A 25,166-nucleotide genomic window follows, 5' to 3' on the forward strand; every position below is an offset into this window, starting at 1 on the left:
CCAAATACTAAAATCGCTGAATTTTTTACAGCTCGCAAATGTAATTAAAAAGCCTTTTAATCAGAAAGCAATTTTACCCCCATTACCAGCCACGGGCAAAATGCCAAAATGACAAAATCTCTCTGTATTTTTACGGCTATGGAAAAGACAGCTACATTCGACAGATTGTTACAGATAATGGACGATTTAAGGGAAAAATGTCCCTGGGACCGCAAACAGACCATCCAGACACTGCGGCAACTGACCATTGAGGAAACCTATGAACTGGCGGATGCCATCACGGAGGAAGACTGGAAGTCCATCAGGGAAGAACTGGGAGATATCCTGCTCCACATCGTCTTCTACGCAAAAATCGGCTCCGAAAAACAACAATTCGATATCAACGATGTTATCAACGGCGTATGCGATAAACTCATCACCAGACATCCCCATATCTACGGCGATGTAAAGGTACAGGATGAAGAGGAAGTGAAACTGAACTGGGAAAAAATCAAACTGAAAGAAGGTAAAAAATCTGTCCTCAGCGGCGTGCCCGTTTCCCTGCCAGCTCTCGTAAAAGCCATGCGCCTGCAGGAAAAAGCGAAACAGACCGGCTTCGAATGGGACAACACCAGCCAGGTGTGGGATAAAGTAAAGGAAGAAGTGAATGAACTGGAAGAAGTGGCCAATACCGGCGACCAGGACGCCATAGAAGCGGAATTCGGCGATGTCATGTTCTCGTTGGTCAACTACTCCCGTTTCCTCAATATCGACGCGGAGAACGCCCTGGAACGCACCAACAAAAAATTCCAGCGCCGCTTTCAGCACATGGAAGCCCTCGCGCTCGAACAGGGCCGCCGCCTCAACGATATGGACCTAACGGAGATGGACACACTCTGGAATAAAGCGAAAGAAGCAGGCATGTAACCACATCCCCTGCTGATAATCCAATACCCAAATCAAATAATCAAATACTTTTGATTGATATAAAAGAAATACGTCTTTTTTTCCTCCGGCACGGATATCTTCTGATCGTTGCAGCATGGCTGTTCACCTTCGCCTTCCTGTTCAGCAACTATTGGGCATATTATTCTTCCCCGCAGGGCGTGAAAAGAAGTCTCGAGAAAAGCCTGCATCAACGGGAACAGTCATTTGATAAACTACTGAAAGACACTGCTGTGGTCAACAGCCTCTTTCAGCGCTCCTATGATGATAAAACACTGGAACGGATCGGTAAACGCGACTACTTCGTATTTGCCTACGACTCCAGCGCACAAGGCACCTGGCTTACCTTCTGGAGCACCAGCCAGGTACAGCCGGAAGATATGCCGGACGTGCTCCAGCCCGGCGCTCAGTTCGCGAAACTGAAAAACGGGTACTACGAGCTCATTACCCGGCAAATGAAAACATCGGGCAATCATCAGCATTTCGTGGTGGCAGCTATCCCGGTACGCATGGAATATGCGATCAGAAACAGCTTTCTCATCAGCCACTTTTATAACAAATCAGAACTGGGGCCGGAATACACTGTCCACATGGACCTCCCCAGCCTCATCCTGCCAGACCATACTATCCTGCCGGTGAAAAACGGGAACGATCAAACCCTCTTTTTCCTCGACTACAATAAAAGCATCCGCGCCCAGCCTCCCAATACGCTCAGCGTGATACTGCGCGTACTGGGTTGTATCTGCGTGCTCATTTTCCTTAACCTGTTCGCTACGCTGCTGGCCAAAAACACCAATCCGCTCTACGGGTTCCTGTTCCTTTTCCTCGTGGTCTTCAGCCTCCGCGTACTCAGCTACACCTACGCGTTCCCGTTCAATTTCCGCGCGCTGAACGTATTTAATCCGGTCATCTACGCGAAAGACGAAATATTCTATTCACTCGGTGACCTGCTGCTCAATGTGCTGCTGGCTTTTTGGATGATCCTGTTTTTCCGCGAACACGTTAAAACCATTAACCTGCCGGTGATCCGCAAACGCTGGCTGCAAAGCATCGTCATCATCGTGGCCAGCCTCCTGCTGTACATGGTGGAACAGTTCCTCGCAGACCTGATCCAGAGCCTCGTGATAGACTCCCATATATCGTTTGATGTGACCAACCCTTTCAGTCTCACTGAATACAGCCTGATCGGATTTGTGGTGCTCGGGTTTATCTCCTTCAGCTTCCTGTTTTTTTCCCAGATCATCAACTACCTGCTCAATGAGCTCACCAATTTCCAGTACCGCGCTAAATACGTGTGGCTGGCTGCCGTAGGCATCATCTGGCTGTTGTTCCGTATCCACAATCCCGAACTGCCTTTCTCGGTGGCCATGGTCATCTGGCTGCTGCTGTATATCGTGCTGCTCGACTTCCTGGCAGACCGTTTTGAAAGCAGTGTGGCCACAGTGCCTTTCCTTTTCTGGCTTTTCCTGCTCACCGTTACCACCTCCGGTGCATTGGTGTACTACAACGATCAGAAAGAACTGTCGGCCCGCGAAAAACTGGCCGCCGACCTATCCAAACAGAAAGATCCCTACCTGGAAATGCTGCTCAACGATCTGGGCAAAAAAATTGAACACGATGAATACATGCAGTACTTCTTTATGGACAAAGGGGCTAAACAGTCCAAAGCCCGTATGGAGGAAGTATTGCAGCAAAACTATTTCCAGGGCTACCTGAGCCGCTTTGACGTAACGTTTTATCCATACGATGAAAACGGTCAGCCGATCTATCCCGGCGACACGACCAGCCTCATCTCGTTCAACCGCCGCATGTTCTTTGAATCGGAAGTTTCTCCTTCAGATGTCAGTGGCAATGACCTCTATTACTACGAGCCCAGTTTCAACGACTATAACTATATCGGTAAAAAGGAATTCCATAATCCGGTAGACAATACGGGAACGGGCTGGCTGGTATATGTGCTTAAACCCAAGATATTCAGCCAGGAACGGCTGTATCCCGAGTTGCTGGTAGAGGGCGACCTCTATGACCGTAGCCGGGAATCACAGTCCAACTACTCATACGCGATCTATGATAAAGGGGTGCTGGTCAGTCATTACAGCGATTATCCGTTCCCCATCCGGCTGTATCCCGGCGATGTGCCGCCTGGCGAGCTTACCGTAAAAGATGTGGACAGACACTCTGAAATGATCTATCGTGCTTCACCGGAGAAGGTGGTGTTTGTGGTCAAACAAAGTCGTACGTTCGTTGAGTTTATCACGCTCTTTGCCTACATGTTCTGCCTGTTCCTGTTGATTATCGTGATGTACAAGGTGTTCGATCTGCTGATAAAGGCAAGGATGCGACTGAGCAACATCCGGGCATTGATCAATATCAGCATTCGTAAAAAAGTGCATGGCACCATCATTTTTGTGGTGGTATTCTCTTTTGTGATACTGGGTATCACCACCACCATGTTCTTTATCTGGCGATCGGAAGTACAGAACCGCGAGAAGCTCAGTAAAACGATGGGAGAGGTGGCCACCGATGTGGAAACGGTATTCCTCAATCAGCGAGACATGGACGAGATCGACAATATGTACGATCCCGTATTTAAGGAGAAGCTGACTGCCGCTTTGGGCAATATCGCCAATGAAAGGGCACTCGATATCAACGTATATGATGCGGACGGCAACCTGCGCCTCACCACACAACCACTGATGACGGAAAAAGGCCTCATATCCGGTAAAATGGAGCCTATGGCCTATTATGAGATATCCCGGCTGCAACATATTCAGTTTATCCAGACGGAAAAGATCGGCACTATGCCGTTCCTGTCAGGCTATATGCCGTTACGTAACCGCAGCGGCGATGTGATGGCTTATCTCAATGTGCCATATTTTGCTACACAGACAGAGCGTAACCAGCAGATCTCCAACTTCCTCGTGGCCCTGATCAATTTCAACGCGTTCATTTTCCTCATTGCGGGCATGGTGGCGCTGTTGATCACCAACTCCATCACAAGGTCATTCTCCCTGGTAACGGAGAAACTGCGGCATGTGAACCTGGGGCAGCGCAACGATGAAATTGAATGGGAGAAAGATGATGAAATCGGCGCGCTGGTGAAGGAATATAATAAGATGGTGCGTAAGCTGGAAGTGAGTGCCGCCCGGTTGGCCAAAAGCGAAAGGGAAGGGGCCTGGCGGGAAATGGCGCGGCAGGTGGCCCATGAGATCAAGAACCCGCTTACACCGATGAAACTGAGCATTCAGTACCTGCAAAGAGCCATCGCCGGCGATTCGCCCAATGTGAAGGAATTGTCTACCAATGTGGCCCGTACGCTGGTGGAACAGATAGAACACCTGTCCAATATCGCATCCGACTTCTCGGCTTTTGCGCGTATCGGTGAACCGAATAATGAGGTCGTACTGTTGAATGAAGTATTGTCTTCTTTGACGGGCCTGTATCAGACGCAGGAAGACTGTAATATCGAATATGTGGAACCAGGCAGGGCACTGTATGTTTTTGCCGATAAAACCCAGATGAACCGGTTGTTCACCAACCTGTTGCTCAATGCTATCCAGGCTATTCCGGAAGATACCCAGGGCCGTATCCGTGTGCGGCTGCAGGAAACAGTCGACCACTATGTGATTGTGAGCGTGGCCGACAATGGAGGTGGTATTTCACCGGAGGTACAGTCCAAAATCTTTGTGCCCAATTTCACCACCAAATCATCCGGCACGGGCTTAGGTCTTGCCATGTGTAAAAATATTGCCGAACAAACAAGGGGAGAGATCTGGTTTGAAACCAAGCTCAATGAAGGAACTACCTTCTATGTAAAACTTCCCCTGTACGATGCATTTCAATCCCAGGGCTGATGCCCTGGGATACGCTCTGATTCAGGTCCTTAAGAATAACTGGGTTTCCAGATTTTTGGGGCTTTCAGCACTAAGAATATGCAAGGGCAGTGGCAATTCATTGGCGCTAATCATTACTAATAATTCCTCTGATAAAAGAACCTGAATCTAAATGTAGCCCAGGGCTTCAGTCCTGGGACAAAAAAAGGGCTGGTCCGCATTGGACCAGCCCTTTTTCAATATCTTTTTCTCTTAGTTATTGCTGTGGAAGCTCTCCTGGATCTTTTCCAGCAATTTACTTTCAATCATTTGTTGTGCCAGCAGGATCATATTTTTGAAGGCAACGTTCTGGGAGATACCATGACCGATAATGACCGGTTTTGAAACGCCCAGCACGGGAGTGCCGCCATAAGATTCTGAGTCCAGTTTGTTCAGGTATTCATCGTTGATATTGCGTCTGGACGCGATATCGTAGATGGATTCGGCCATTTTTAAGATAATGTTGCCGGTAAAACCTTCACATACAATGACATCGGCTTTTTCGGTTAAAACATCTCTGCCTTCGATATTTCCGATGAAATTGATTTGTTTGTTTTCTTTTAACAGAGGGTAGGTGGCCTGGGCCAGTAAGTTGCCTTTACCTTCTTCTTCTCCGATATTCAGCAGACCCACCTTTGGATTGTCGACCTTCAGAATGTGTTTGGAATACAGGGAGCCGAGGACGGCAAATTGTACCAGGTTTTCAGGTTTACAGTCAGCGTTGATACCTACATCCAGCATAAGTCCTTGTGTACCGTTTTCACGGGGGACCAGGGTAGAAATAGTTGGGCGTTGCACACCATCAATGGCTTTAATGGAATAAAAGGTGCCCACCATCATGGCGCCGGTGTTGCCAGCGCTGATGAAAGCATCTATCTTCTCATTTTTCAGTAAATGAAAGCCAATAGAGATGGAGGATTGTGGCTTCTCTTTCAGTGCCTTGGTAGGGTGTTCATTCATCCCGATTACCTGGGATGAATGAACAACTGAATATTTTGATTGGTCCACCTGCGCTTCCGCTAATAAAGGGACCAGTTGTGACTCGTCCCCTATCAGCACCAGATGCGCATCAGATGCAACGGTGTCTAAAAATAATTTTACTCCTTTTACTGCTGCTGCGGGGGCAAAATCGCCTCCCATCATATCAAGCCCGATTCTCATGTAACTCAAGTTTGTCTTGTTAGCTCGGGTAAAAATAGTAAAATAAATTATTTAGCGGCGCTCTGTTTTTCCAACACTACTTTTCCTTTGTAGTACAGTTTGTTTTCTACCCAATGAGCACGATGTCTCAGGTGCACTTCACCGGTTGCGCTGTCTGTGCTTAATGTATCCGCTACCGCCTTATAATGCGTTCTTCTCTTTGCTGATCTCTGCTGAGAATGTCTGCGTTTAGGATTTGGCATTTTATTTAATTTTTAATTGTCCTTAAATTTATCCAACCCTTTCCAGATTGGGTTATCGTTCTCTTTAGCCTGCTGGTTCATACGTTCCAGCATTTCTATTACCTTGGGATCACATCCGCTTTTGCCGTCGGCAGTATCAGGATGGATACGTTGCATCGGAATGCTCAGGAGGATAAACTCGTATATCCATTCCGCCACGTTCAGATGGCTTTCGGTCTTGGAAATATACGCTACATCCGGATCGGCGTCCTCGTTGGCCATTTCTTCGGGATTGTCCACCATTTTCACAATCTGGTTAAACTCGTCCCAGAGCTGCAGTTCGTAAGGCTGCCCGCAACGGTCGCAGGTAACAGTTACCGTACCGCCGATCTCAAACTTCAGCAAAAAGAAATTCATCTTTTTGTCCAGCGTCAGGTTCACTGTCGCCTTACAATCACTGAAGTCCCTTTCTCCTTCAAAATGTTCAAAGAAATCCTCTCCGATCTCATATTGAAATGAATGCACCCCTGGTTTTAATCCAACAAAGGCTATATCAAATTCGCGGAGTGGTTTCATATCAATGTCCTCACTTTTAGAGGGATGCAAAGGTAATTAAATATTTGCAATTGCAAAAATTTCCTAAATTTGTTCACTATCGATATCCGGATTATATATATTTATATATCAGAATATCATCCATATTGCTGTTGCTTAACAGCGGGAGTGAGCCGCAAAGGTAAGGATTTCTGCCTTCATCTCATACCTGTTTTTTGCAATACAACCGTGAAATTGAAAACCTGAAGTCCCCTGGCCATCATAACCAATGACATCCAAAGGAAAGAATGCAAGGAAAATCCCGGCCCCTGACACGGCTCCAACACAGCCCCGTGACACCCCGGACATCTGCTCGCTGCCTATCCACGCTTGGCTCAGCCACACCAGCGCCGGTATTCTCGTGACAGATGAAAATTTCCGTTGCCGCTGGACAAACGACGTTTTGTTGCAGCGCCTGCCACATCCCATCCCGGAAAATCTGCCTTTTGACGACCTCATCCTGCTGCTGCAACCGGTCGTCGCCAATCAGGAAGCCTTCGCCGCCAAAATGAACGCCCTCCGGAATGAAAAAAAGCCCCTTTTCGGCTGGGAACTGGTGCTCGGAAACGGAACAACCGTAGAAGTGGCCTATACACCGCTTTTCAACGGCCCCGCCTTCCAGGGCAGCGTATGGCAGGTCATCAATATCACCCGTAAATACCAGTTCCAGGAAGAAATAAAACATAATGAGCACAAATTCCGCGTGATGCTCAACAACCTCAACGCGGCCATGTGCGAAACAGACCTGGACGGCAATATCACCCGCGTATATGAAAGCTTCTGCCGCCTCTCCGGGTACACGGAAGCTGAACTGCTGGGTAGAAACATCACCGACGTGTTCGTGCCGGAAGAAAACCGTGCCTTCGCCCGCGCCCTCCGCCGTAAACGCCTCTCGGAAAACGTGCCGCTGCTCTATGATATGGAAATTGTCCTGAAAGACGGCTCCCGCAGATGGGTGCTCGCCAGCTCGGCCAATGTGTACGACCGCAACGGCAACATCACCGGCGGCGCCGGCATCCATATGGACATCACCGGGCAAAAACGCCTCCAGCGCGACCTGGAAAACGCCCGCCGCCTGGCTGATGAAGCCCGCCTCGCTCAAAAAGACTTCCTGGCCAGCATGAGCCACGAAATACGTACCCCCCTCAACGCTATCATCGGCATGGCCCACCTCCTCGAGGAAACCAGCCTCGACGCGCAACAAAAGGAATACGTCAACATCCTCAAACACTCCTCCGGCATACTGCTGGGCATCGTCAGTGATATACTCGATATTTCCCGTATAGAAGCAGGGGAACTGCAGGTCAACCAACGGGAATTCAACCCCCGCGAACTGATACAGTCCCTGCGGCAGACCTTTGAACTGAAACTGGGCCGCCGGCCGGTCTCCATCACTGCTGAACTGGACGCCAACCTCAACACCTGGCTGATAGGCGACGATGTACTGTTGAACCAAATATTACTCAATTTGTTAGGTAATGCAGAGAAGTTTACCAGCGAAGGAGAAATAGCCATTAAAGCCACACAGGAAAGCTGGCTCGATAATACCCTCTGGGTCCGCTTCCGCGTATGTGACACCGGCATAGGCATCCGAAAAGACAAACTGGAGCTGATTTTTCACAACTATAAACAGGCAGAAGGGGACATCCGGGAAAAATATGGCGGCACAGGCCTCGGCCTCGCTATCGTCAAACAACTGGTGGAACTGCTCGGCGGTACCATCAGCGTGGAAGATTACCCGGGTTATAATACCTGCTTCGTCTTTGACCTTCCATTCATGGACAGCAGAAAACCCATCTCCGCATCGGGCAGCAAACCACGTAAAAAGCTGAAACAACGTACCTTTGAGGAAGCCCGTGTACTGGTAGTGGAAGATAATCAGATGAACCTGCGCTACATGATGAGCCTCCTGGAAAAATATAAAATCAATTACCAGCTGGCCACCAATGGACCCGATGCCACCTGGTTCCTCAACGCCCGGCAATATGATCTTATCCTCATGGATATCCGTATCCCCGGCATGAATGGACTGGAACTGGCCCAAAAAATCAGGACAGATGAAAACCAATTTAACGTGGCCACACCTATTATCGCCACTACGGCGGTGGCCATGGAAAACACCGCCGCCACCGTCAGGGCCGCCGGCATCACCGATATCCTTATTAAACCGTATACGCCGGACCAGCTACTACAGATCTTTAACAAATATCTCAACGAAGACGAAACAGAACTAATAATGGAAGAAGAAGTGCAGAATATCAGCGGATTTGAGTTCCACCCCGAATTGGACGTCAAGTATCTCACAGCGCTCTATGAGAACAATATTTCCTATGCCGCCGACTTATTTGAAATATTTATCCGGACCATCCGCGACGAAATCAAAAAATTACAGGCTATCGTAGATACGGGCGACTGGGAGCGGGTGAAGTTCCAGGTACACAAACTGAAACCCAACTTCGCCATGGTAGGCCTCACCTGGATCAGTGCCAAAATGCAGGAACTGGAAAACAACCTCCGCACCGGAGAACCACAACAGCCGGAAGGCACCACCCGCCTCTTCGATGAAATAGTGGCAGACGTGGATAAATACTACCCGGTCGTGGATGAGGAATATGCCCGCATGCGGGAGTTCGTGGACACAGCCTCCCATCCGCATCAATAGGCCTGCAATATTTCCCGTATGCTGCCGTGGTAACTGCCGCCAAATAATAACAGATGTACCAGTAAAGGATATAACTGACAAACGCCAATCCGCTGTTGCCACCCCGGCGACAGCGGCCACGCTGCCTGGTAGGCATAATAAAAACGGGTGTCGAAACCGCCAAATAACCGCGCCATCGCCAAATCCATCTCCCGGTGACCGAAATATACGGCCGGATCAAAGACACAAGCCCTGCCATCCGGACCGACCATAAAATTCCCCGACCATAAGTCGCCATGCAACAAGGCAGGCGCCTCGGCAGGAAACAACTGCGGCAACTGCCGGCAAAGCCGCTCCGCCTGCTGTACCATGCCCTGGTCTATCAGCTGCCGGTCGTAAGCCATTCTGATCAGCGGCATCAGCCGGTTGAAAGCGTAAAATACCGGCCAGCTGCTGTAAGGCGTGTTGTATTGCCGCAGCGTGCCGATATAATTCGGCGCAGGGTACCCGAAATGCGGCTGCGTTTTTTTATGCTGCTGCGCCAGCGACTGCGCAAAATGTTCCCAGAAATCCTGCACAGCGTTGCCTTTCAGCAACAACTCCATTAACAGATAGGCCTGCCCGTTACTCTGGCCATAAGCCAGCGGCTGCGGCACCGTCAGCGCCTGCGCATGATGCAACGCCTCCAGCCCCGCATACTCGGCGGCAAACATATCCGGATAACGACGGGCATCATTCAGCTTCAGAAAAAAATATCCCTCGTTGGTGCCTATACGAAATGTTTGGTTAATATCGCCACCATGTACGCTTTTTGCGTCATTAATATGTATTTTCACTTTCAGCTGTTCGGATAATGCCGCGCTCAGTTGTTTTTGTAGAATTTCATCGATCATGTTTCGCCACTTATATGGAAACAAAAGCCAAAATTAAAAAGAAGATCGTCCGTATTGTATTAACACTTGCGGGTATACTGTTGTTAAAGGGATGCTTTGCCTGGAGTAACCGCTTCAGCGATGTATACTTCCATAGGTGGTACAGCAGTGTCAGTACGGTATTTCGACAGTTAACAGGTATAGTACCATTCAGTGTTGGGGACGTAATATATACAGCCTGGATTGTAAGTGCCCTGTTTTATTTGTTAAAACTATGTTATAAACTCATCCGGCTGCAATGGGCGGAAGCAGGCTGGATCACCCTGCGCGGCATCCATTTTATCCTGAAACTGTACCTCGCTTTCCTCATTCTCTGGGGATTCAATTACGAACGGAATACCCTGCTGCGCGATACCGGTATTATCACCGGCGATTATAACACGCAACAACTCTACCAGCTGTCAGATACCCTGCTGCGGCTCACCAACGCCGAAAAACAACGCCTGGGCGATACCGTGGGCGTAACCGTGCCGGACAAAAACACGCCGCTGTTCGATAAGGCTGCAACAGCCTATCAGGCCGCCGCCGAACACTGGCCCGCTTTCCGCTATAAGGCGCCGAGCGTTAAAAAAGCCCTGTTCGGGGAATGGCTCAACTATCCCGGGGTGACCGGTTATCTGAATCCCTTTACACTGGAGGCTCAGGTCAACACTACCGTGCCACCGGTGATACAACCCATTATTACCTGCCATGAAATTGCCCATCAGCTGGGATATGCGCCGGAAGAAGAAGCCAATTTTGTGGGATACCTCGCCGCCACCAGTATTCAGGATAGCCATTTCCGTTATGCGGCCAATTTTGATATGCTGCTCTATAGCGTGCGCCAGCTGGCCGTCAGGGACACCACGCTGGCAAAGGACATCTGGCACCGGGCGCTGCCCGGCGTAAAAGCGGACTATAAAAGCATTATTACTTTCTATGAAGAGTATACAGGCAAAGTGGACGATTACTCCACGGTCTTATATGACCAATACCTGAAAGCCAATAAACAAACGAAAGGTATCCGCAGCTACAGTGAAGTGACCGGATGGCTCATCGCCTGGTTTAAAATACGCTGATTAGTTCATCATCAGCACGTTCACACTGCGCTGCAGGATATTGAACGCTATCTCGGCCATCAGGTTTTCCCGGTCCAGGGTAGGGTTTACCTCCGTGATCTCAAAACAGCAGATCTTACGGTGCTGCATGAACTTGGCAATCAGGTCTTCCGCCTCACGTTCCCTTAAACCATTGCTCACCGGGGTGCCGGTACCTTTTGAAATGGAGGCGTCCAGGCTGTCTACGTCAAAAGACACGTAGATATAGTCGCAGTCGCTCAGGTAACGGAACACGGAACGGGAGATGTTCTCCGGGCCCTTGCGGCGTACTTCGTTGGTGGTGATCACCTTCATGCCATACTGTTTGATCAGGTAGTCCTCTTCTTTCTCATAATCTCTCAGGGAGATGAACACAATATCTTCCGGTAATACCTTGGGGGCGATCTTACCGATGTTTTTCAGCGCGTTCCACATACCAGTGGTAGGTTCGTCCAGGTCATGCACTTTACAGTCCAGGTTGTCCTCCGCGATGGCGGTGGCCAGCGGCATCCCGTGCATATTGCCGGAAGGGGTGGTGTAAGGCGTGTGCAGGTCGGCATGGGCGTCTATCCAGATCACGCCCAGCTTGGATTTGGGATGGGCCATCTTCAGTCCTGCGATAGTGGCGCCGGCGGTGCTGTGGTCGCCGGAAAGCAATACCGGGAACCAGTTGGCTTTTACCGTTTCACAGACGCTTTTGCTGATACGTTCGTACATATTCACAGTACCCTTGATCCTTTTGGCATAGGGAGATTCAATGGGCTCAAACAGCAGTTTGTTTTCCGTTTCAATGGCTTCGGTGGGAAAGTGTACAAAAAAGTTGCTCATGAAGTCCAGCGCAGCTATCTTGATCGCGTCCACCCCCAGGCTTGCGCCCCTGGTACCAGCCCCAATTTCCGACTTGACTTCTATTATTTTAATGTTCTTCATAAAGTTTTCATTACCGGCAAGCTACAGGATTTTGGGAGAACACCCAAAGCAGCGCATCGGGCAATGGTAAAAAAAGGGTATATATTGTATAAACCAAATCCAATACAGTAGTGATATCGTCGCATTTTATTCAATAATTGCCGCAATATGGTTGACAACGTTGAATTTTCCGGGAGGCATTTTTTTAGGTGCTGATTTATAAATAATTTGGATTTTATCAACTATTCTTTTAAAAACACAACAATAACCATGGACTTTCAACTTACGGAAGAGCATCTTATGATTCAAAAGGCTGCGCGTGATTTCGCCCAAACGGAACTTTTGCCGGGGGTGATAGAGCGTGATGAGCATCAGAAATTTCCGGCAGAACAGATCAAAAAACTGGGCGAACTGGGATTTCTGGGCATGATGGTAAGCCCTAAATATGGCGGCGCAGGCCTGGATACCATCTCCTATGTGCTGGCGATGGAAGAAATATCGAAGGTAGATGCCTCCGCCTCCGTGGTGATGAGCGTAAATAATTCACTGGTTTGCTGGGGACTGGAAACCTACGGCACGGAAGAACAGAAACAGAAATACCTGGTGCCGCTGGCCAAAGGCGAAATCATAGGCGCTTTCCTGCTCAGCGAGCCGGAAGCCGGTTCTGATGCCACTTCCCAGCGTACTACCGCAGAAGATAAAGGCGACCATTATCTGCTCAACGGCACCAAAAACTGGATCACCAACGGTAACTCTGCCAGCGTATACCTGGTGATGGCCCAAACCCATCCGGAAAAAGGCAGCAAAGGTATCAACGCCCTCATCGTGGAGAAAAACAGCCCGGGCGTGACCGTAGGAGCCAAAGAAAACAAACTGGGCATCCGCGGCTCCGACACCCACAGCATTATGTTCCAGGATGTGGTAGTGCCTAAGGAAAACAGGATAGGGGAAGACGGCTTCGGCTTCAAATTTGCCATGAAAACACTCGGCGGCGGCCGTATCGGCATCGCTTCCCAGGCACTGGGCATCGCCAGCGGCGCGTACGAACTGGCCGTGAAATACTCCAAAGAAAGAAAAGCATTCGGAAAAGAAATATCCCAGCACCAGGCCATCCAGTTCAAACTGGCGGACATGGCCACCAAAATCGAGGCGTCACGGTTGCTATGCCTGAAAGCGGCATGGGAAAAAGACCATCACCTCGACTATACCCTCAGCGGGTCTATGGCTAAAGTGTTCTCTTCTGAAACTGCCATGTGGGTCACCACAGAAGCAGTACAGGTACACGGCGGCTATGGCTACGTGAAAGAGTACCACGTTGAACGCCTCATGCGCGACGCGAAGATCACCCAGATATACGAAGGCACCTCCGAAGTGCAGCGTATCGTGATCAGCCGCTCTATACTGGCGTAATCATCACCAAATATTCACAGCCGCCCCGGGACCCCAACCCCGGGGCGCTTTATTTTACACCAGCATTGTTTATTTTTGCCGGATGGCTATCAACATCAATGCTTATAATGAAGTGCTGTCCCAACTGAAGCCTTATCATGCCAAACTGGTAGCGGTTTCCAAAACCAAGCCGGTGGAAGACATCGAGGCATACTATGCAACAGGGCAGCGCATCTTTGGCGAAAACTACGTACAGGAGCTCGTGGAAAAACAGGCCGCACTGCCGGCCGACATCGAATGGCATTTTATCGGGCACCTCCAGTCCAATAAAGTCAAATACCTGGCTCCTTTTGTGCACACCATCCATGCAGTAGACAGTCTCAAACTGTTGCAGGAAATCAATAAACAGGCGGCTAAAAACCAACGGGTGATCAACTGCCTCTTACAGGTCCACATTGCAGCAGAAGAAACAAAATTCGGCATGGACGAGCAGGAGTTACAGCAACTGCTTACCTCGTGGAACAGCCACCAGCAGGATTTTGCACACGTCCGTATCGCCGGTATGATGGGAATGGCCACCAATACCGAAAATGAAACACAGGTCCGCCAAGAGTTCCACCAGCTCCACCAGTTATTCGGCTCTGTTAAAACCACTTTTTTTAACACACAGGATTATTTCAGGGAACTATCCATCGGCATGAGCGCTGATTATACCATCGCACTGGAGGAGGGCAGCACCATGGTACGCATCGGCAGCCTGCTGTTTGGAGAAAGGAACTACAACAAGTAACTTATGAAACGACTTTGGATCTACTGCCTCGCAGGTATCGGCATGACCGCCTGCAATACCGGCAACGCAAAAAAAGAATTGACGCCGGGCACCTGGCAGGCCAGCCTGCACCGCCCCGATGGCGCTGACATCGTCTTTAACTTCCTGGTGAAAGATACCGCCGGCAAAAAAGTACTCTATGTCCTCAACGCCACAGACAAACTGCTGGTAGATGATGTGAAAGTCTCCGGTGACTCTGTCTTCATTAAAATGCCTTTCTTCGATTCTGATTTTAAAGCCCGTTTCGCTGACGGCGGCAACCTCGAAGGACAATGGACCCGCCACCTGGCAGATAAAGACGTGTCTGTGCCTTTTACCGCTAAACCCAATACCGCGGAACGTTTCCCTAAAGGCGCCGCTCCTTCGCAACAGGTGACCGGCCGCTGGGTGACCACCTTCGTGGATAAAGACAATAAAACCAGCAACGCTATCGGTGAATTTAAACAGATGGGCGACCTGGTACACGGCACTTTCCTCACCACCACAGGCGACTACCGCTTCCTCGAGGGCGGCATGGACGGCGATACCCTCCGCCTGTCTACGTTCGACGGCTCCCATGCTTATTTCTTCAAAGCCGTGGTGAAAAAAGACAGCATCGTGAACGGCCGCTTCTTTGCCGGTATCGGTGATCATGTGGAAGACTGGTCTGCTGTAAAAAATGATACCGCCAAACTGCCCGATGAACGTACCATCGCTACCATAAAACCAGGACAGTCAAAACTCGATTTTACTTTCCCTGATATGAACGGTAACAAAGTCAGCATTAATGACGATCGCTTCAAAAACAAGGTAGTCGTGATCACCCTGATGGGTTCCTGGTGCCCGAACTGTATGGACGAAACCGGTTTCCTCAGTGAATGGTACAAAAAAAATAAAGACCGCGGCGTGGAAGTGATCGGATTATCCTACGAACGCACTCCTGACTTCGAAAAATCCAAAAAAGCACTTGCCGGTTTCCTGACCCGTTTCGATGTGCAGTACCCTGTACTGATCACCGGTGTTACGCCGGCAGACCCGGAAAAAGGAGAGAAGACCCTCCCGCAGCTGACAGGCATCAAAGGTTTTCCGACCACCATTTTCATCGATAAAAAAGGAAATGTGAAAGAAGTGCATACCGGTTTCTCCGGACCAGGCACGGGAGAACATTATGAACAGTTCAAAGCCGACTTTGAAAGGTTGATCAGCCAATTGCTGGAATCGTAATTTTAACCGATAAAATAGTGCAAATCCTTCCTGGTACACAGTTACCGGGAAGGATTTGACTTTTTAAGAAAATTTATTTTTTCATCTCTTTCAAAAAGTATTGAAAAATTAAAAAACTTACCTATTTTACTGCTCCGTTTGACTTTATGAATTCCACCATTATCTAACACGCTTGTCAATCCACCTCCGGAACAATGTCAATACTGGTATTGTTCCGGCAGGTATCGAAGCCTCCACGTTTAGCCTTGTAAATTCCACGTTTATTTCTTTCACGCTATCTTAACATTTGCGTTGGCCGTTATGGCCTGATATTTGAAAATCTTGCTTCACTGTGCAGGTTTAAACCACGCACGCGCTTTTTTTGTTAAACCACATAAAATCTACACATTATGTCTACTACCAAATTTTTAGCAGGAGCAATTGCAGGGTTAACCACAGGGATCGTTATTGGTATGTTAACAGCCCCGGAAAGTGGCGATAATACCCGTAGAAAAATCAGGCATACTGCGGATGACTGGCGTAACAAAATAAATGGTATGGTAAATCGTGGAGGTGAAGATCTGTCTGACCTGAAAGAAGTATTCGAAAAAGAAATTGACGGCCTGCAGGATGATACACGTGAACGCGTCTTACGGCTGATCAACAAAGCACAGGGAAAATACAACCGCTTTAAAAGAGAAGCCCTTTCATAAATTACAAATTACGAATTACGAATTACGAATTGAAAATTCGCTTTCGGAGCGGCTGGTTATTAGAGACCTCTCCATTCGTGAGTCCTTCATTCGTAATTCGTAATTCGTAATTTATGAAAGGATTTCCCCGGTTTCCATATAATTCTTAAAACGTTTGATATCCCGGTCGATCATATTTTCAAACGCAGGATTTAGCAGCCAGGCAAGGCCACTGCCCATATAGCCGGCCGGCGGCCGATAGGAGATCATCACATCCACTTCAGTCCCGCCATTGATCGTTTCCTGGAATGTAATACGACCGGCAGTGGCAATAGACGATCCGGGCAAAGACCGCCAGCCCAGCATTTCACCGGGTATCTCTTTCACAATTTCAGCGTCCCATTCCAGTGTGCCGATGCCTCCCGGTCCTTTCACTACCCAGTGCGAATGCAGCGGATCTATTTCTTCGACAGATTTCAGATGTTTCATAAATACCGGCAGATTGCTCAGTTGCCGCCAGAAATAATAGACCTCCTCTTTCGGGTTGTCTATCTTCAGGGAAGTGCGGATATTAATGGAGGCGGTGTGTTTGTCGGGTTTTCTTCTGCCCAGCAATCCGTTGACCAGATCATTGCCGGAAATGCCACGGTACAATAGGTAGCCGGCGGCCAACAGCTTCAGTAGGCTGCCTCCCGGCTTTTTGTCGACCTTGCTGATAGCACTGCCCAACAGCCACGCACCTGTGAAAATGGATACAATCCTGCCTTCCGGAGTTACATTGATGATATTTGAACTTTCGTAGAGCGGTCCCGCCTTAGGTGGTACATGACCATTTGATGGATTTCTCATTAGATACAGTTTGGGGTCATGCAGCTAAAACCCTGCAAGTTTTGCTAAAAGACCTTAAGAAGTTAATATCTAAATAACTAAATATTAAAATTTCTGGTAAATGGCTGTGGAGCGATGGGTACGGTGCGTAAATAATTACACACTTCCATGCGATGGAATAGCAGCTTATTGATAAGACGCATTCAATACGTCATAAATATTCCTGCCCCAGTTAGGCGCCAGCGCATCGGCAGGAGTAAAGCGCGCAAATTTTTCTCCCGTTTCCACCACAGTCGGCCGCGCCCTTTTTTTACCACCGCCAAAAATAGCCGGCGTATAATAGATATTCAACGCTTTGACCAGTGAAGCCCGCGGATTGGAAGGATCTGCATCGATGGCCTTTTCCGCATACTGCCGGCTCTCAGAGCCCAGTGATGCGCCACGTGAAGGCACCGCATTGATACGCGCCGACAACCAATAACCCATCAGTGTCAGTGTTTCTGTATGATGGGGTTGCAGCTCCAGCGCTTTTTTTACAAAAGGCGCCGCCTGTTCGCTGTATTGCTCTGCTTTTTTCTTCTCTGCTTTAAAGGACAGTTGCGTGTATGCCCATCCGGCATAATACTGCAACAGCCACTCCTGCGGGTGCGTACGGGCCAGTTCCGCCAGCGTATCGGTATAGGCCGGCCATTGGGGTGGCGGCACTTTCTCCAGCGCCTGCAACTGTGCCTGTAACACTGTTTGCCAGCTACGCGTGCTGTCCTGCGCAAAAAGGGCCGAAGACCACCCGGCGGTCATCACCCAAAAAAGTAAAAGCAATCGCTTCATATAAAAGTATTTGAGATAAGAGTCCCGACGCCAATTATATGCCATGTTTGTATTTCTGTGCCTGATGGATTATCTTAACCGGCCAAACTACAGAACATATGAAAAAGCTACTGACCACGTTATTGCTGCTCTCCGGCCTCCACAGTTATGCCCAGAAGGAAATAGCCCCCAATAAATGGCTGAAACTCTTTAACGGCAAGGATTTGAAAGACTGGGACCTCAAAATAACCGGTTATGATCTTAATGATAACTTTGGCAATACCTTCCGGGTGAAAGATGGCTATCTCACTGTCAGCTATGATAAATACGATGAATTTAAAGAAAGGTACGGGCATATCTTCTATAAAAAGAATTTCTCTGCCTACCTGGTGGTGGTAGAATACCGTTTCACCGGTGATCAGGTGAAAGGCGGTCCCGGATGGGCTTTTCGTAACAGCGGTATCATGCTGCACGGGCAACCGGCAGCTACTATGACAAAAGACCAGGACTTCCCCATCTCCCTGGAAAACCAGCTGCTGGGCGGTAATGGCAAAGACCCCAGAAGCACGGCCAACCTCTGTACGCCCGGTACCAATGTGGTCATGAACGGTAAACTGATCACAGACCACTGCATCAGTTCAACATCCAAAACCTATCATGGCGACCGGTGGGTGCATGTGGAAGCACTGGTACTGCGCGATTCCGTGATCAAACATATTGTGGAAGGTGATACCGTGATCGTCTATAATAAACCGCAAATCGGTGGCGGCAACGTATCGCACGCCGATCCCGCTGTGAAACAGGACGGTAAACTGCTCACAGAAGGATCTATTTCCCTGCAAAGTGAAAGTCACCCGGTACAGTTCCGTAAAGTTGAACTCTTTGATTTATCTCCTTACATCAATGATCCGGTGAAACTCAATAAAATTATCCACCTGTTGCAACAACGGAACAAAAGCGGTAAATAAAGCCAATGATGTCCGTGGCCGTGGCGGATGCGGCGGGTTCGGCCTCCTCGGGGGAACACAGCTGGCGGCCATCAGGGCCGCAGCTGTCAACCATACAGCACACCGGTAATTAATACGTCTGGTGATCATAGTTATGCTCCTTTTTTATTATACGAAGGCAATAATTATTCCTGACTACGGAAAAAATTGAAAACTCCAAAGGTTGATTTTTTACAGGTTTGGGCTACCTTTGGCCCCTCGAAAAAATTAGCATGGAAAATTGTACCCTCTACACGCATGAGGTAGATATGGGAAAGGTGTTGACGCGCATGCGTGCGCATTTCGATGCATCGGCCCTGAAAGTAAACGGACAGGAAGACAACTGGGTGAGTATTACCGTAGTTTCAAAAAAGAGACGTTTAAGAAAAGGCAATACCATTACAATCACTTACCGGCAACGGTCAGTGCCGGGCTACACCCTGGAACACAGTGATGAGCCCATCATCGTTAATTTGCACGGCATGCACGCATTTGTGCAACAAATTGATGCCGATAATCAGGAGCTGAAACAACGGCTGCTGGCAAAAATCCCTACCATCAATACAGAAGTAGCCATCAAGGCTGAACCTTCGTTCAACGGAGATCTCCGCTCCGCCGTGATGGACCTGGCCTATGAGCTGGATGCTTTCTTTTTCTCCGAAGGCAATGTGATCTTCAATACCGATGTACAGGGCTTCTGGGATAAAACAGGCGCCTTGCTGCTGGACGTGAACGGTCATTCCACCGCTACCAATCTCAACGTCAATATCGAAGCAAAATATTTCGACAGCCAAACGCCTCCCTCCGCGGAAGCACTGGAAAGAAAAGCCCGTAGCCTGCAACAGCTGCAAGCCATGGGTGTCCGCTCCAGCGCCATGCTGCCGGCCATCGTCGATGAAAGTGCTGTCACGCTGCGCTCCCGCGAAGAAATAGCCGGAAGGGTAGCCGTCCTTACTGCTATCAACGGCGTGGCCTTCGGCCATCTTGCCGGAAAAGACGTGATCAGCTACCTGCAAAGAAACCAGCTGTGGGAACATACTTCACCGGCAGAAAGAAAATTCCTGGAAAATCCTACGGAAGAAGAAAAAACAAAGGCTACCTGGAAATGCGAAAGCATCTGGGTACTCCTGTGGGCGCTCGAACTGGTGCCGGAACTGGGATATATGACAGACCTCTGTAACCTGGACATGGTGCCGGAAGAAGTATTTCCCTTCCGCGGCCTCTCCGGCGACGTGGCTTTCTTCTTTGAAAAAGCAACAAAATTACGCTCGGCAACGGCCATCCTGGATGCCAACGATCTCTATTACCGCGCACACTGGTCCTGCGTGGATGCCCGCCTGAAAAGCGAAGAAGCACCGGTACATCCGGGCGTGGTGTATGAAAGGCACTATGCGCTCAATTGGCTGATCAACTACCGCAACCAGCCATGGGACGAGGTGACGTGTGACACCTGAGATAATTAAAGATTATTTGATTTCGTGGACATAAAACAAGAAGACCGAAGCGGGCAGCTTCGGTCTTCTTGTTTTATTCGCGCTATTGATTCATGAATCAAAAAATCACTAAATCTATTTCAGCATCAGCTGGCGGATATATTTCACCGGTGCGCTGCCATAGCTCAGGAACTTCTCATTGAAAGCTTTCAGGCTGTAGTCTTTGCCCATCTTCTTTTTATAAGCTTCCCGCAGGTCAATGATTTCCTTGTAGCCGGTGTAATAGCTGGTAAGCTGCACGCTGGTTACGCTGACCCTTCTCCATTTTCCTTCTGCTTCGGCCTGTTGCTGGAAGGCTTCTTTTGTGAGCAGGCTGATCGCATCTTCGCGGCTCATGTTTTTTACATGTACGCTGTAATCGAGGATGGTATTGCAAACGGCACGCAGGTTCCATTTGTACCACATCAGCCACATTTCAGGTTCATTGTTGCCATAGCCGTTCTCCAGCATCATCTGCTCGGTGTACACGGCCCATCCTTCTATCATGGCGCCGTTGCCCATCAGGGATTTGATCAGGCTGGGTGACTGGTTGGAATATACCAGCTGGGTATAGTGGCCGGGAATGGCTTCATGGATATCCAGTATTTGCAGGATATAATGATTGTATTCACGCAGGTAGCTTTCTGCTTTTTCTTTAGGCCATCCTTCGAGGCTGCCTACATTGTAGTAGGTGTTGCCGCCTTTGTCGTACGGGCCGGGAGCGCTGATGGAAGCGCCGGCCACGCCGGCCATATAGGCAGGCTCTTTACGTACTACCAGTGGTTTGGAAGGATCGATGTACAGCAGGTCTTTTTCTTTGATGAAGGCAATCAGCTCCGGCAGTTGTTTTTCGATGGTGGCCTGGAATTCTTCCGGTTTCGCATGTTTCACAGAAAGGGTGTCGATCACGCGGCGGATCAGCTCCAGTGGATCAGTTGGTACAGGCTGGCTGCCGAAATATTTAGGCCACAGCTCACGGCTGATTTTAGCCATTTCTCCATGCACATATGTCTTGCGCGCTACGGCAGAATCATAGATCTGCGAGGCGGTGAAGGACGACTGGATATTGTAGTTGAATTTCTGATCGTATAAAGGTTCGCCCAGGCGGAAGCTGCGCGGATGCTCAGGCTTCAGTGCTTTTAGCCATGCTGCGTAATCTTTGATGGCTTTCACGGCTGTCTGCGCGCGGGCAATCATTGTTTTCTTTTCCTCAGGGCTGATGCTGGTCTTTTGCAGCGAGTCGGCGAAGTCCTTTTCGAAAATGGACACGCCGCCATTGTTCTGGTCCGCTCCCAGTTCAGTGAGTTCCGGTACCGGGTTTTTGATTTGTTTTTTGGCTGCTTCGTAATAGGCCGGCACATTGCCCAGTCTGGCGGAGAAGCTGCGCAGCCTGGATTCCAGCGGTGCGTAGTTTTCGTTAAGAATGAATGCAAATGTATTGCTGACATTAAAGGAAGATGGGTCCCATTCGTTGTTTTTCAGTTCTTTAATGCCCCACTGGGATGACTTCAGATAGTTTTCTATCAGGTGGTAATCTGTCTGGTTGGCATCGGAGAGCTTACTTAAGTCATACGTTTTGAGGGAATCCAGTTGCTGTTGGGCAAATGCAAGCGCGGCTTGCGCGGCAGCGCTGTCGGGTACGATCAGTACGGAGTCGTATTGATGGTAGCCTACGCTGGTGGCCCAATCAGGGTTTTCTTTCCAAAGTTGGCCGATAAAACGTTCCTGGTAGGCCTGAAATGCTTTGTTGAGCACACTGTCAGCCTGACCACCGCCCTGGGTGCTGTTGCCATTGTTACAGGCAATCATGGCCGCAGCCGCCGAGGCGCAAAGGAGTATCTTTCTCATGATGGTGAAGATTTTGTTGATTGTCGGCACCTAATATAAAGAATTATGACATATACAGCAGGATTATGAGGATGGACGGAAACAGAAATAAAAAAGTTCGCTATCTTTGCGGCTCATTTGTAAAACCAGCTTAAACCTTGCGCCATGTAATTTCACAGGCATATTAAACCTTCTGTCTTCGCCGTCCCGCTCCGGGACCGGCCTGTGAATTTTTTTGTCTAACCTGATTACATTACTCATTACAATGCACCCCTGTTTTACAGGTTCACATGCACCCGCTGCTAAACAGCCCCCATTTGTAATTCGTAATTCGTAATTCGTAATTTCATTTATATGGCGATTTCCCAAAAATATGGCCGTACTTATCATTATCCGTTCTCACCGGGAACTACCAGCGATGACCGTATCCAGCATGACTACTGGGACTGGCTGGTAAACATACCGCAGCTGATACACACGGAGAAACTGGACGGGGAGAACAACTGCCTTTCCCGTCACGGCGTGTTTGCGCGCTCACATGTGGCGCCTACTACGTCCCCGTGGACCGAAAGCATCCGCCGCTACTGGCAAAGCATTAAAAATGACCTGGGCGACCTGGAAATTTTTCTGGAGAACCTGTACGCTGTACATTCTATTGAATATAAAAACCTCGACCATCACTTCTATGTGTTTGGTGTCCGGGAACATGACCGCTGGCTGAGCTGGGAGGAGACCTGTTTTTATGCCGCCATGCTGGATTTACCGGTGGTGCCGGTGGCAGGCGTTATAACGCCGCCGGCTGTACGGCAGGATTTCGAGCGCGATACGCTGGCACTGACTGGCGGCCGTGGCGCCTTTGACCCGCATGATGCCTTTACCGGAGAACCTACCGTGATGGAAGGTATCGTGTCCCGTAATGCTGCCGGTTATCCGGTCAGCGAATTTTCACATAACGTGTTTAAGTATGTCCGTAAAGGGCATGTGAAAACCGATCAGCACTGGACCCGACATTGGCGCCGGGCCAGGCTTAACTATGAAGGAGGTAACCATGTGGCAGATTACAGATAATAAACAATGGCCCGCACTGGAACAGCAGTTTGAATGGGTGCGGGTGATGGCTTCCGTACCGCAGGATGCCCGTCACCATGCGGAAGGTAACGTGGCCGTACACACGCAAATGGTACTGGAACAATTACAGCAGCTGCCTGCTTACGGGGAACTATCGCCCCAGGAACAGGAGATCATGTGGGCTGCGGCACTGCTGCATGACGTGGAGAAATATTCCACCACTGTGCATGAGCCGGACGGACGGATCACTTCCGCCGGTCATGCCCGCAAAGGGGAGATGCGTGCCCGGCAGATATTGTACCGTGACATACCTGCGCCCTTCCACATCCGGGAGGAGATAGCCAAACTGGTACGGTATCATGGCCTGCCGCTGTGGGCATTTGATAAAAAAGATCCGCAGAAAGCGGTGATCATGGCGAGTTTGGAAGTGAATACCCGCCTGCTGGCCATGCTGGCCCGCGCCGATGCGCTGGGCCGCATTTGTGATGACCAGGCTGACCTGTTGTACCGGCTGGACTGCTTCGAGGAATTATGCCGTGACAATCAATGCTGGGGCGTGCCCCGGGCTTTTGCCAACGCAGCGGCGAAGATGAACTACCTGTTGAAAGAAGGCGTGTCTCCGGACTATGTGCCTTATGAACAGCCGCTAACTCAGGTTATCATGATGAGCGGTCTGCCCGGCGCAGGTAAAGACACCTATGTGCAACAGCATTATAAAGAATGGCCGGTCATCTCCCTGGATGATATCAGAAGGGCCCTGAAAATAGCGCCCACCGATAAAAGCGGCAATGGCACCGTGATACAGGCCGCCAAGGAACAGGCGCGGGAATACCTGCGTAAAGGACGTTCCTTTGTTTGGAATGCTACCAACATCACCCGCCAGATGCGGGAACAGCTCACTGGTCTGTTCTTTACTTATCATGCGGCTGTGACCATTGTATATGTGGAGGTGCCGGCATCCCGGCTGCTGCAACAAAACAGCAGGCGCGAACATGTGGTGCCGGCAGCCGCGATGGAGCGGCTGATCAGCAAACTGGAAGTCCCCTCGCTCACAGAAGCGCATGAAGTGATCTGGGAGGTCCGCTAAAAATAGTATGGGTAAAAAATTATGGAATGATTATCTTGGCCCGCGCTTGTGAGATATATCCATGTTTTTTACCCATATTGTTTAATAAGAATTGTTGGGCCAACCATTTAACAACGTATGCAGGAGACTCCTTTTTCGTTGGAGCAATTTGAATTGTTGTTTAAGGAACATTTCAAACCATTAGCCCTGCTGGCATATAGTGTGGTAAAAGATAAAGATGTTGCCAGGGACATAGTGCAGGAATTCTTTGTGCAGTTTTGGGAAACGCAACATACCATACCGTTAAGGGGACCTTTTGAAATCTATGCCGCCCGCACGGTAAAGAACAGAAGCCTTAATCATATTGCCCGGCAGGAAGTACAGGACAAACACCAGCCGCTTTTTGCCACCATGCCGCCGGAAGATCAGGATGCCGGCGATGGGGAAAGGGAGCAGTTTTTCCAGCGGCTATCGCAGGCGATCGACTGTATGCCGGAGCAGCGCCGTCGTGTTTTCCTCATGAGCGCCGCAGATAATAAAAAATATGCGGAGATAGCCCGTGAACTGAATATCTCCATTAACACGGTCAAATTTCATATTAAGGCAGCTTATGTTTTTTTGCGGAATGAAGCTTTCTTTCCGTTATGGATCAGTGTTTTCATTTTTTTGAAAAAAATCTTCCTGTAGTAC

The 25,166-nt window shown here is 49.3% G+C and carries 21 protein-coding genes; 13 read left to right on the top strand and 8 right to left on the bottom strand.

The window, feature by feature from the left end; all coding sequences use genetic code 11:
- The first annotated feature begins 138 nt into the window (after positions 1–138).
- Together mazG and HGH92_RS20125 are read left to right on the top strand one after the other, a co-directional pair.
- Positions 139–906: a nucleoside triphosphate pyrophosphohydrolase gene (gene mazG / locus HGH92_RS20120; protein ID WP_168872545.1), complete on the top strand. Its 768-nt coding sequence runs from the start codon at positions 139–141 to the stop codon at positions 904–906.
- A gap of 50 nt (positions 907–956) precedes the next feature.
- Positions 957–4,778: a sensor histidine kinase gene (locus HGH92_RS20125; RefSeq protein ID WP_168872546.1), complete on the top strand. Its 3,822-nt coding sequence runs from the start codon at positions 957–959 to the stop codon at positions 4,776–4,778.
- Positions 4,779–5,009: 231 nt separating this feature from the next.
- Here HGH92_RS20125 and plsX read toward each other — a convergent pair whose 3' ends face one another.
- The 3 genes from plsX to HGH92_RS20140 are packed head-to-tail and all read right to left on the bottom strand — an operon-like array spanning position 5,010 to position 6,754.
- Positions 5,010–5,957 (bottom strand): phosphate acyltransferase PlsX, encoded by a 948-nt coding sequence (plsX, locus tag HGH92_RS20130; RefSeq protein WP_168872547.1) that lies wholly within the window; start codon positions 5,955–5,957, stop codon positions 5,010–5,012.
- Between the two features lie 47 nt (positions 5,958–6,004).
- A complete protein-coding gene (gene rpmF, locus HGH92_RS20135; RefSeq protein ID WP_073079237.1) occupies positions 6,005–6,199 on the bottom strand; it encodes a 50S ribosomal protein L32 in 195 nt (64 codons plus the stop codon).
- A 12-nt stretch (positions 6,200–6,211) separates the two neighbouring features.
- Positions 6,212–6,754: a YceD family protein gene (locus HGH92_RS20140; protein ID WP_168872548.1), complete on the bottom strand. Its 543-nt coding sequence runs from the start codon at positions 6,752–6,754 to the stop codon at positions 6,212–6,214.
- A 247-nt stretch (positions 6,755–7,001) separates the two neighbouring features.
- On the opposite strand from HGH92_RS20140, the gene HGH92_RS20145 reads away from it, so the two are divergent.
- A complete protein-coding gene (locus HGH92_RS20145) occupies positions 7,002–9,434 on the top strand; it encodes a PAS domain-containing hybrid sensor histidine kinase/response regulator (RefSeq protein WP_168872549.1) in 2,433 nt (810 codons plus the stop codon).
- Here the strand turns inward: HGH92_RS20145 and HGH92_RS20150 are convergent.
- Positions 9,428–10,306, bottom strand: coding sequence for a fructosamine kinase family protein (locus HGH92_RS20150; RefSeq protein ID WP_168872550.1), 879 nt, complete (start codon positions 10,304–10,306; stop codon positions 9,428–9,430). The two genes, HGH92_RS20145 and HGH92_RS20150, sit on opposite strands and share 7 nt — an antisense overlap.
- A 14-nt stretch (positions 10,307–10,320) precedes the next feature.
- Here HGH92_RS20150 and HGH92_RS20155 point away from each other — a divergent pair, with 14 nt between their 5' ends.
- Entirely contained in the window at positions 10,321–11,403 is a 1,083-nt protein-coding gene (locus HGH92_RS20155) for a DUF3810 domain-containing protein (RefSeq protein ID WP_168872551.1), read from the top strand.
- Here the strand turns inward: HGH92_RS20155 and HGH92_RS20160 are convergent, their stop codons facing one another.
- The gene (locus tag HGH92_RS20160) at positions 11,404–12,351 is read right to left on the bottom strand and encodes an arginase (protein WP_168872552.1); all 948 of its coding nucleotides are present in this window, start codon (positions 12,349–12,351) and stop codon (positions 11,404–11,406) included. It abuts the gene before it with no gap.
- 249 nt (positions 12,352–12,600) lie between these two features.
- On the opposite strand from HGH92_RS20160, the gene HGH92_RS20165 reads away from it, so the two are divergent.
- The 4 genes from HGH92_RS20165 (at position 12,601) to HGH92_RS20180 (ending at position 16,443) form a co-directional block, all read left to right on the top strand.
- Positions 12,601–13,740 carry an acyl-CoA dehydrogenase gene (locus tag HGH92_RS20165; protein ID WP_168872553.1) on the top strand — a complete coding sequence of 380 codons (1,140 nt, stop codon included), beginning with the start codon at positions 12,601–12,603 and terminating at the stop codon, positions 13,738–13,740.
- Between the two features lie 82 nt (positions 13,741–13,822).
- On the top strand, positions 13,823–14,509 hold the full coding sequence (locus HGH92_RS20170; protein ID WP_168872554.1) for a YggS family pyridoxal phosphate-dependent enzyme: 687 nt from the start codon (positions 13,823–13,825) through the stop codon (positions 14,507–14,509).
- A 3-nt stretch (positions 14,510–14,512) separates the two neighbouring features.
- Positions 14,513–15,751 carry a peroxiredoxin family protein gene (locus HGH92_RS20175; RefSeq protein ID WP_168872555.1) on the top strand — a complete coding sequence of 413 codons (1,239 nt, stop codon included), beginning with the start codon at positions 14,513–14,515 and terminating at the stop codon, positions 15,749–15,751.
- Between the two features lie 389 nt (positions 15,752–16,140).
- The gene (locus tag HGH92_RS20180) at positions 16,141–16,443 is read left to right on the top strand and encodes a YtxH domain-containing protein (RefSeq protein WP_168872556.1); all 303 of its coding nucleotides are present in this window, start codon (positions 16,141–16,143) and stop codon (positions 16,441–16,443) included.
- A 111-nt stretch (positions 16,444–16,554) separates the two neighbouring features.
- Here the strand turns inward: HGH92_RS20180 and HGH92_RS20185 are convergent, their stop codons facing one another.
- Both HGH92_RS20185 and HGH92_RS20190 read right to left on the bottom strand, forming a co-directional pair.
- Positions 16,555–17,271, bottom strand: a complete 717-nt coding sequence (locus HGH92_RS20185) for an SRPBCC family protein (RefSeq protein WP_168872557.1) — start codon at positions 17,269–17,271, stop codon at positions 16,555–16,557.
- A 165-nt stretch (positions 17,272–17,436) separates the two neighbouring features.
- Positions 17,437–18,078 carry a hypothetical protein gene (locus tag HGH92_RS20190; protein WP_168872558.1) on the bottom strand — a complete coding sequence of 214 codons (642 nt, stop codon included), beginning with the start codon at positions 18,076–18,078 and terminating at the stop codon, positions 17,437–17,439.
- A 98-nt stretch (positions 18,079–18,176) separates the two neighbouring features.
- Here HGH92_RS20190 and HGH92_RS20195 point away from each other — a divergent pair, with 98 nt between their 5' ends.
- Both HGH92_RS20195 and HGH92_RS20200 read left to right on the top strand, forming a co-directional pair.
- On the top strand, positions 18,177–19,025 hold the full coding sequence (locus tag HGH92_RS20195; RefSeq protein ID WP_168872559.1) for a DUF1080 domain-containing protein: 849 nt from the start codon (positions 18,177–18,179) through the stop codon (positions 19,023–19,025).
- A gap of 251 nt (positions 19,026–19,276) precedes the next feature.
- Positions 19,277–20,497: a DUF4272 domain-containing protein gene (locus HGH92_RS20200; protein WP_168872560.1), complete on the top strand. Its 1,221-nt coding sequence runs from the start codon at positions 19,277–19,279 to the stop codon at positions 20,495–20,497.
- A gap of 114 nt (positions 20,498–20,611) precedes the next feature.
- Here the strand turns inward: HGH92_RS20200 and HGH92_RS20205 are convergent, their stop codons facing one another.
- The gene (locus tag HGH92_RS20205) at positions 20,612–22,363 is read right to left on the bottom strand and encodes a DUF885 domain-containing protein (protein ID WP_211092679.1); all 1,752 of its coding nucleotides are present in this window, start codon (positions 22,361–22,363) and stop codon (positions 20,612–20,614) included.
- Between the two features lie 333 nt (positions 22,364–22,696).
- Between HGH92_RS20205 and HGH92_RS20210 the strand changes: the two genes are divergently transcribed.
- The 3 genes from HGH92_RS20210 (at position 22,697) to HGH92_RS20220 (ending at position 25,163) form a co-directional block, all read left to right on the top strand.
- Positions 22,697–23,410, top strand: a complete 714-nt coding sequence (locus HGH92_RS20210; RefSeq protein ID WP_168872561.1) for an RNA ligase family protein — start codon at positions 22,697–22,699, stop codon at positions 23,408–23,410.
- Positions 23,376–24,497 carry an AAA family ATPase gene (locus HGH92_RS20215; protein ID WP_247654984.1) on the top strand — a complete coding sequence of 374 codons (1,122 nt, stop codon included), beginning with the start codon at positions 23,376–23,378 and terminating at the stop codon, positions 24,495–24,497. The genes HGH92_RS20210 and HGH92_RS20215 overlap by 35 nt, the downstream gene beginning before the upstream one ends.
- Before the next feature lie 117 nt (positions 24,498–24,614).
- Complete coding sequence (locus HGH92_RS20220; RefSeq protein ID WP_168872562.1) at positions 24,615–25,163, top strand: RNA polymerase sigma-70 factor; 549 nt, start codon at positions 24,615–24,617, stop codon at positions 25,161–25,163.
- The last annotated feature ends 3 nt before the right edge of the window (positions 25,164–25,166 follow it).

Source organism: Chitinophaga varians, from assembly GCF_012641275.1.
GTDB lineage: Bacteria > Bacteroidota > Bacteroidia > Chitinophagales > Chitinophagaceae > Chitinophaga > Chitinophaga varians_A.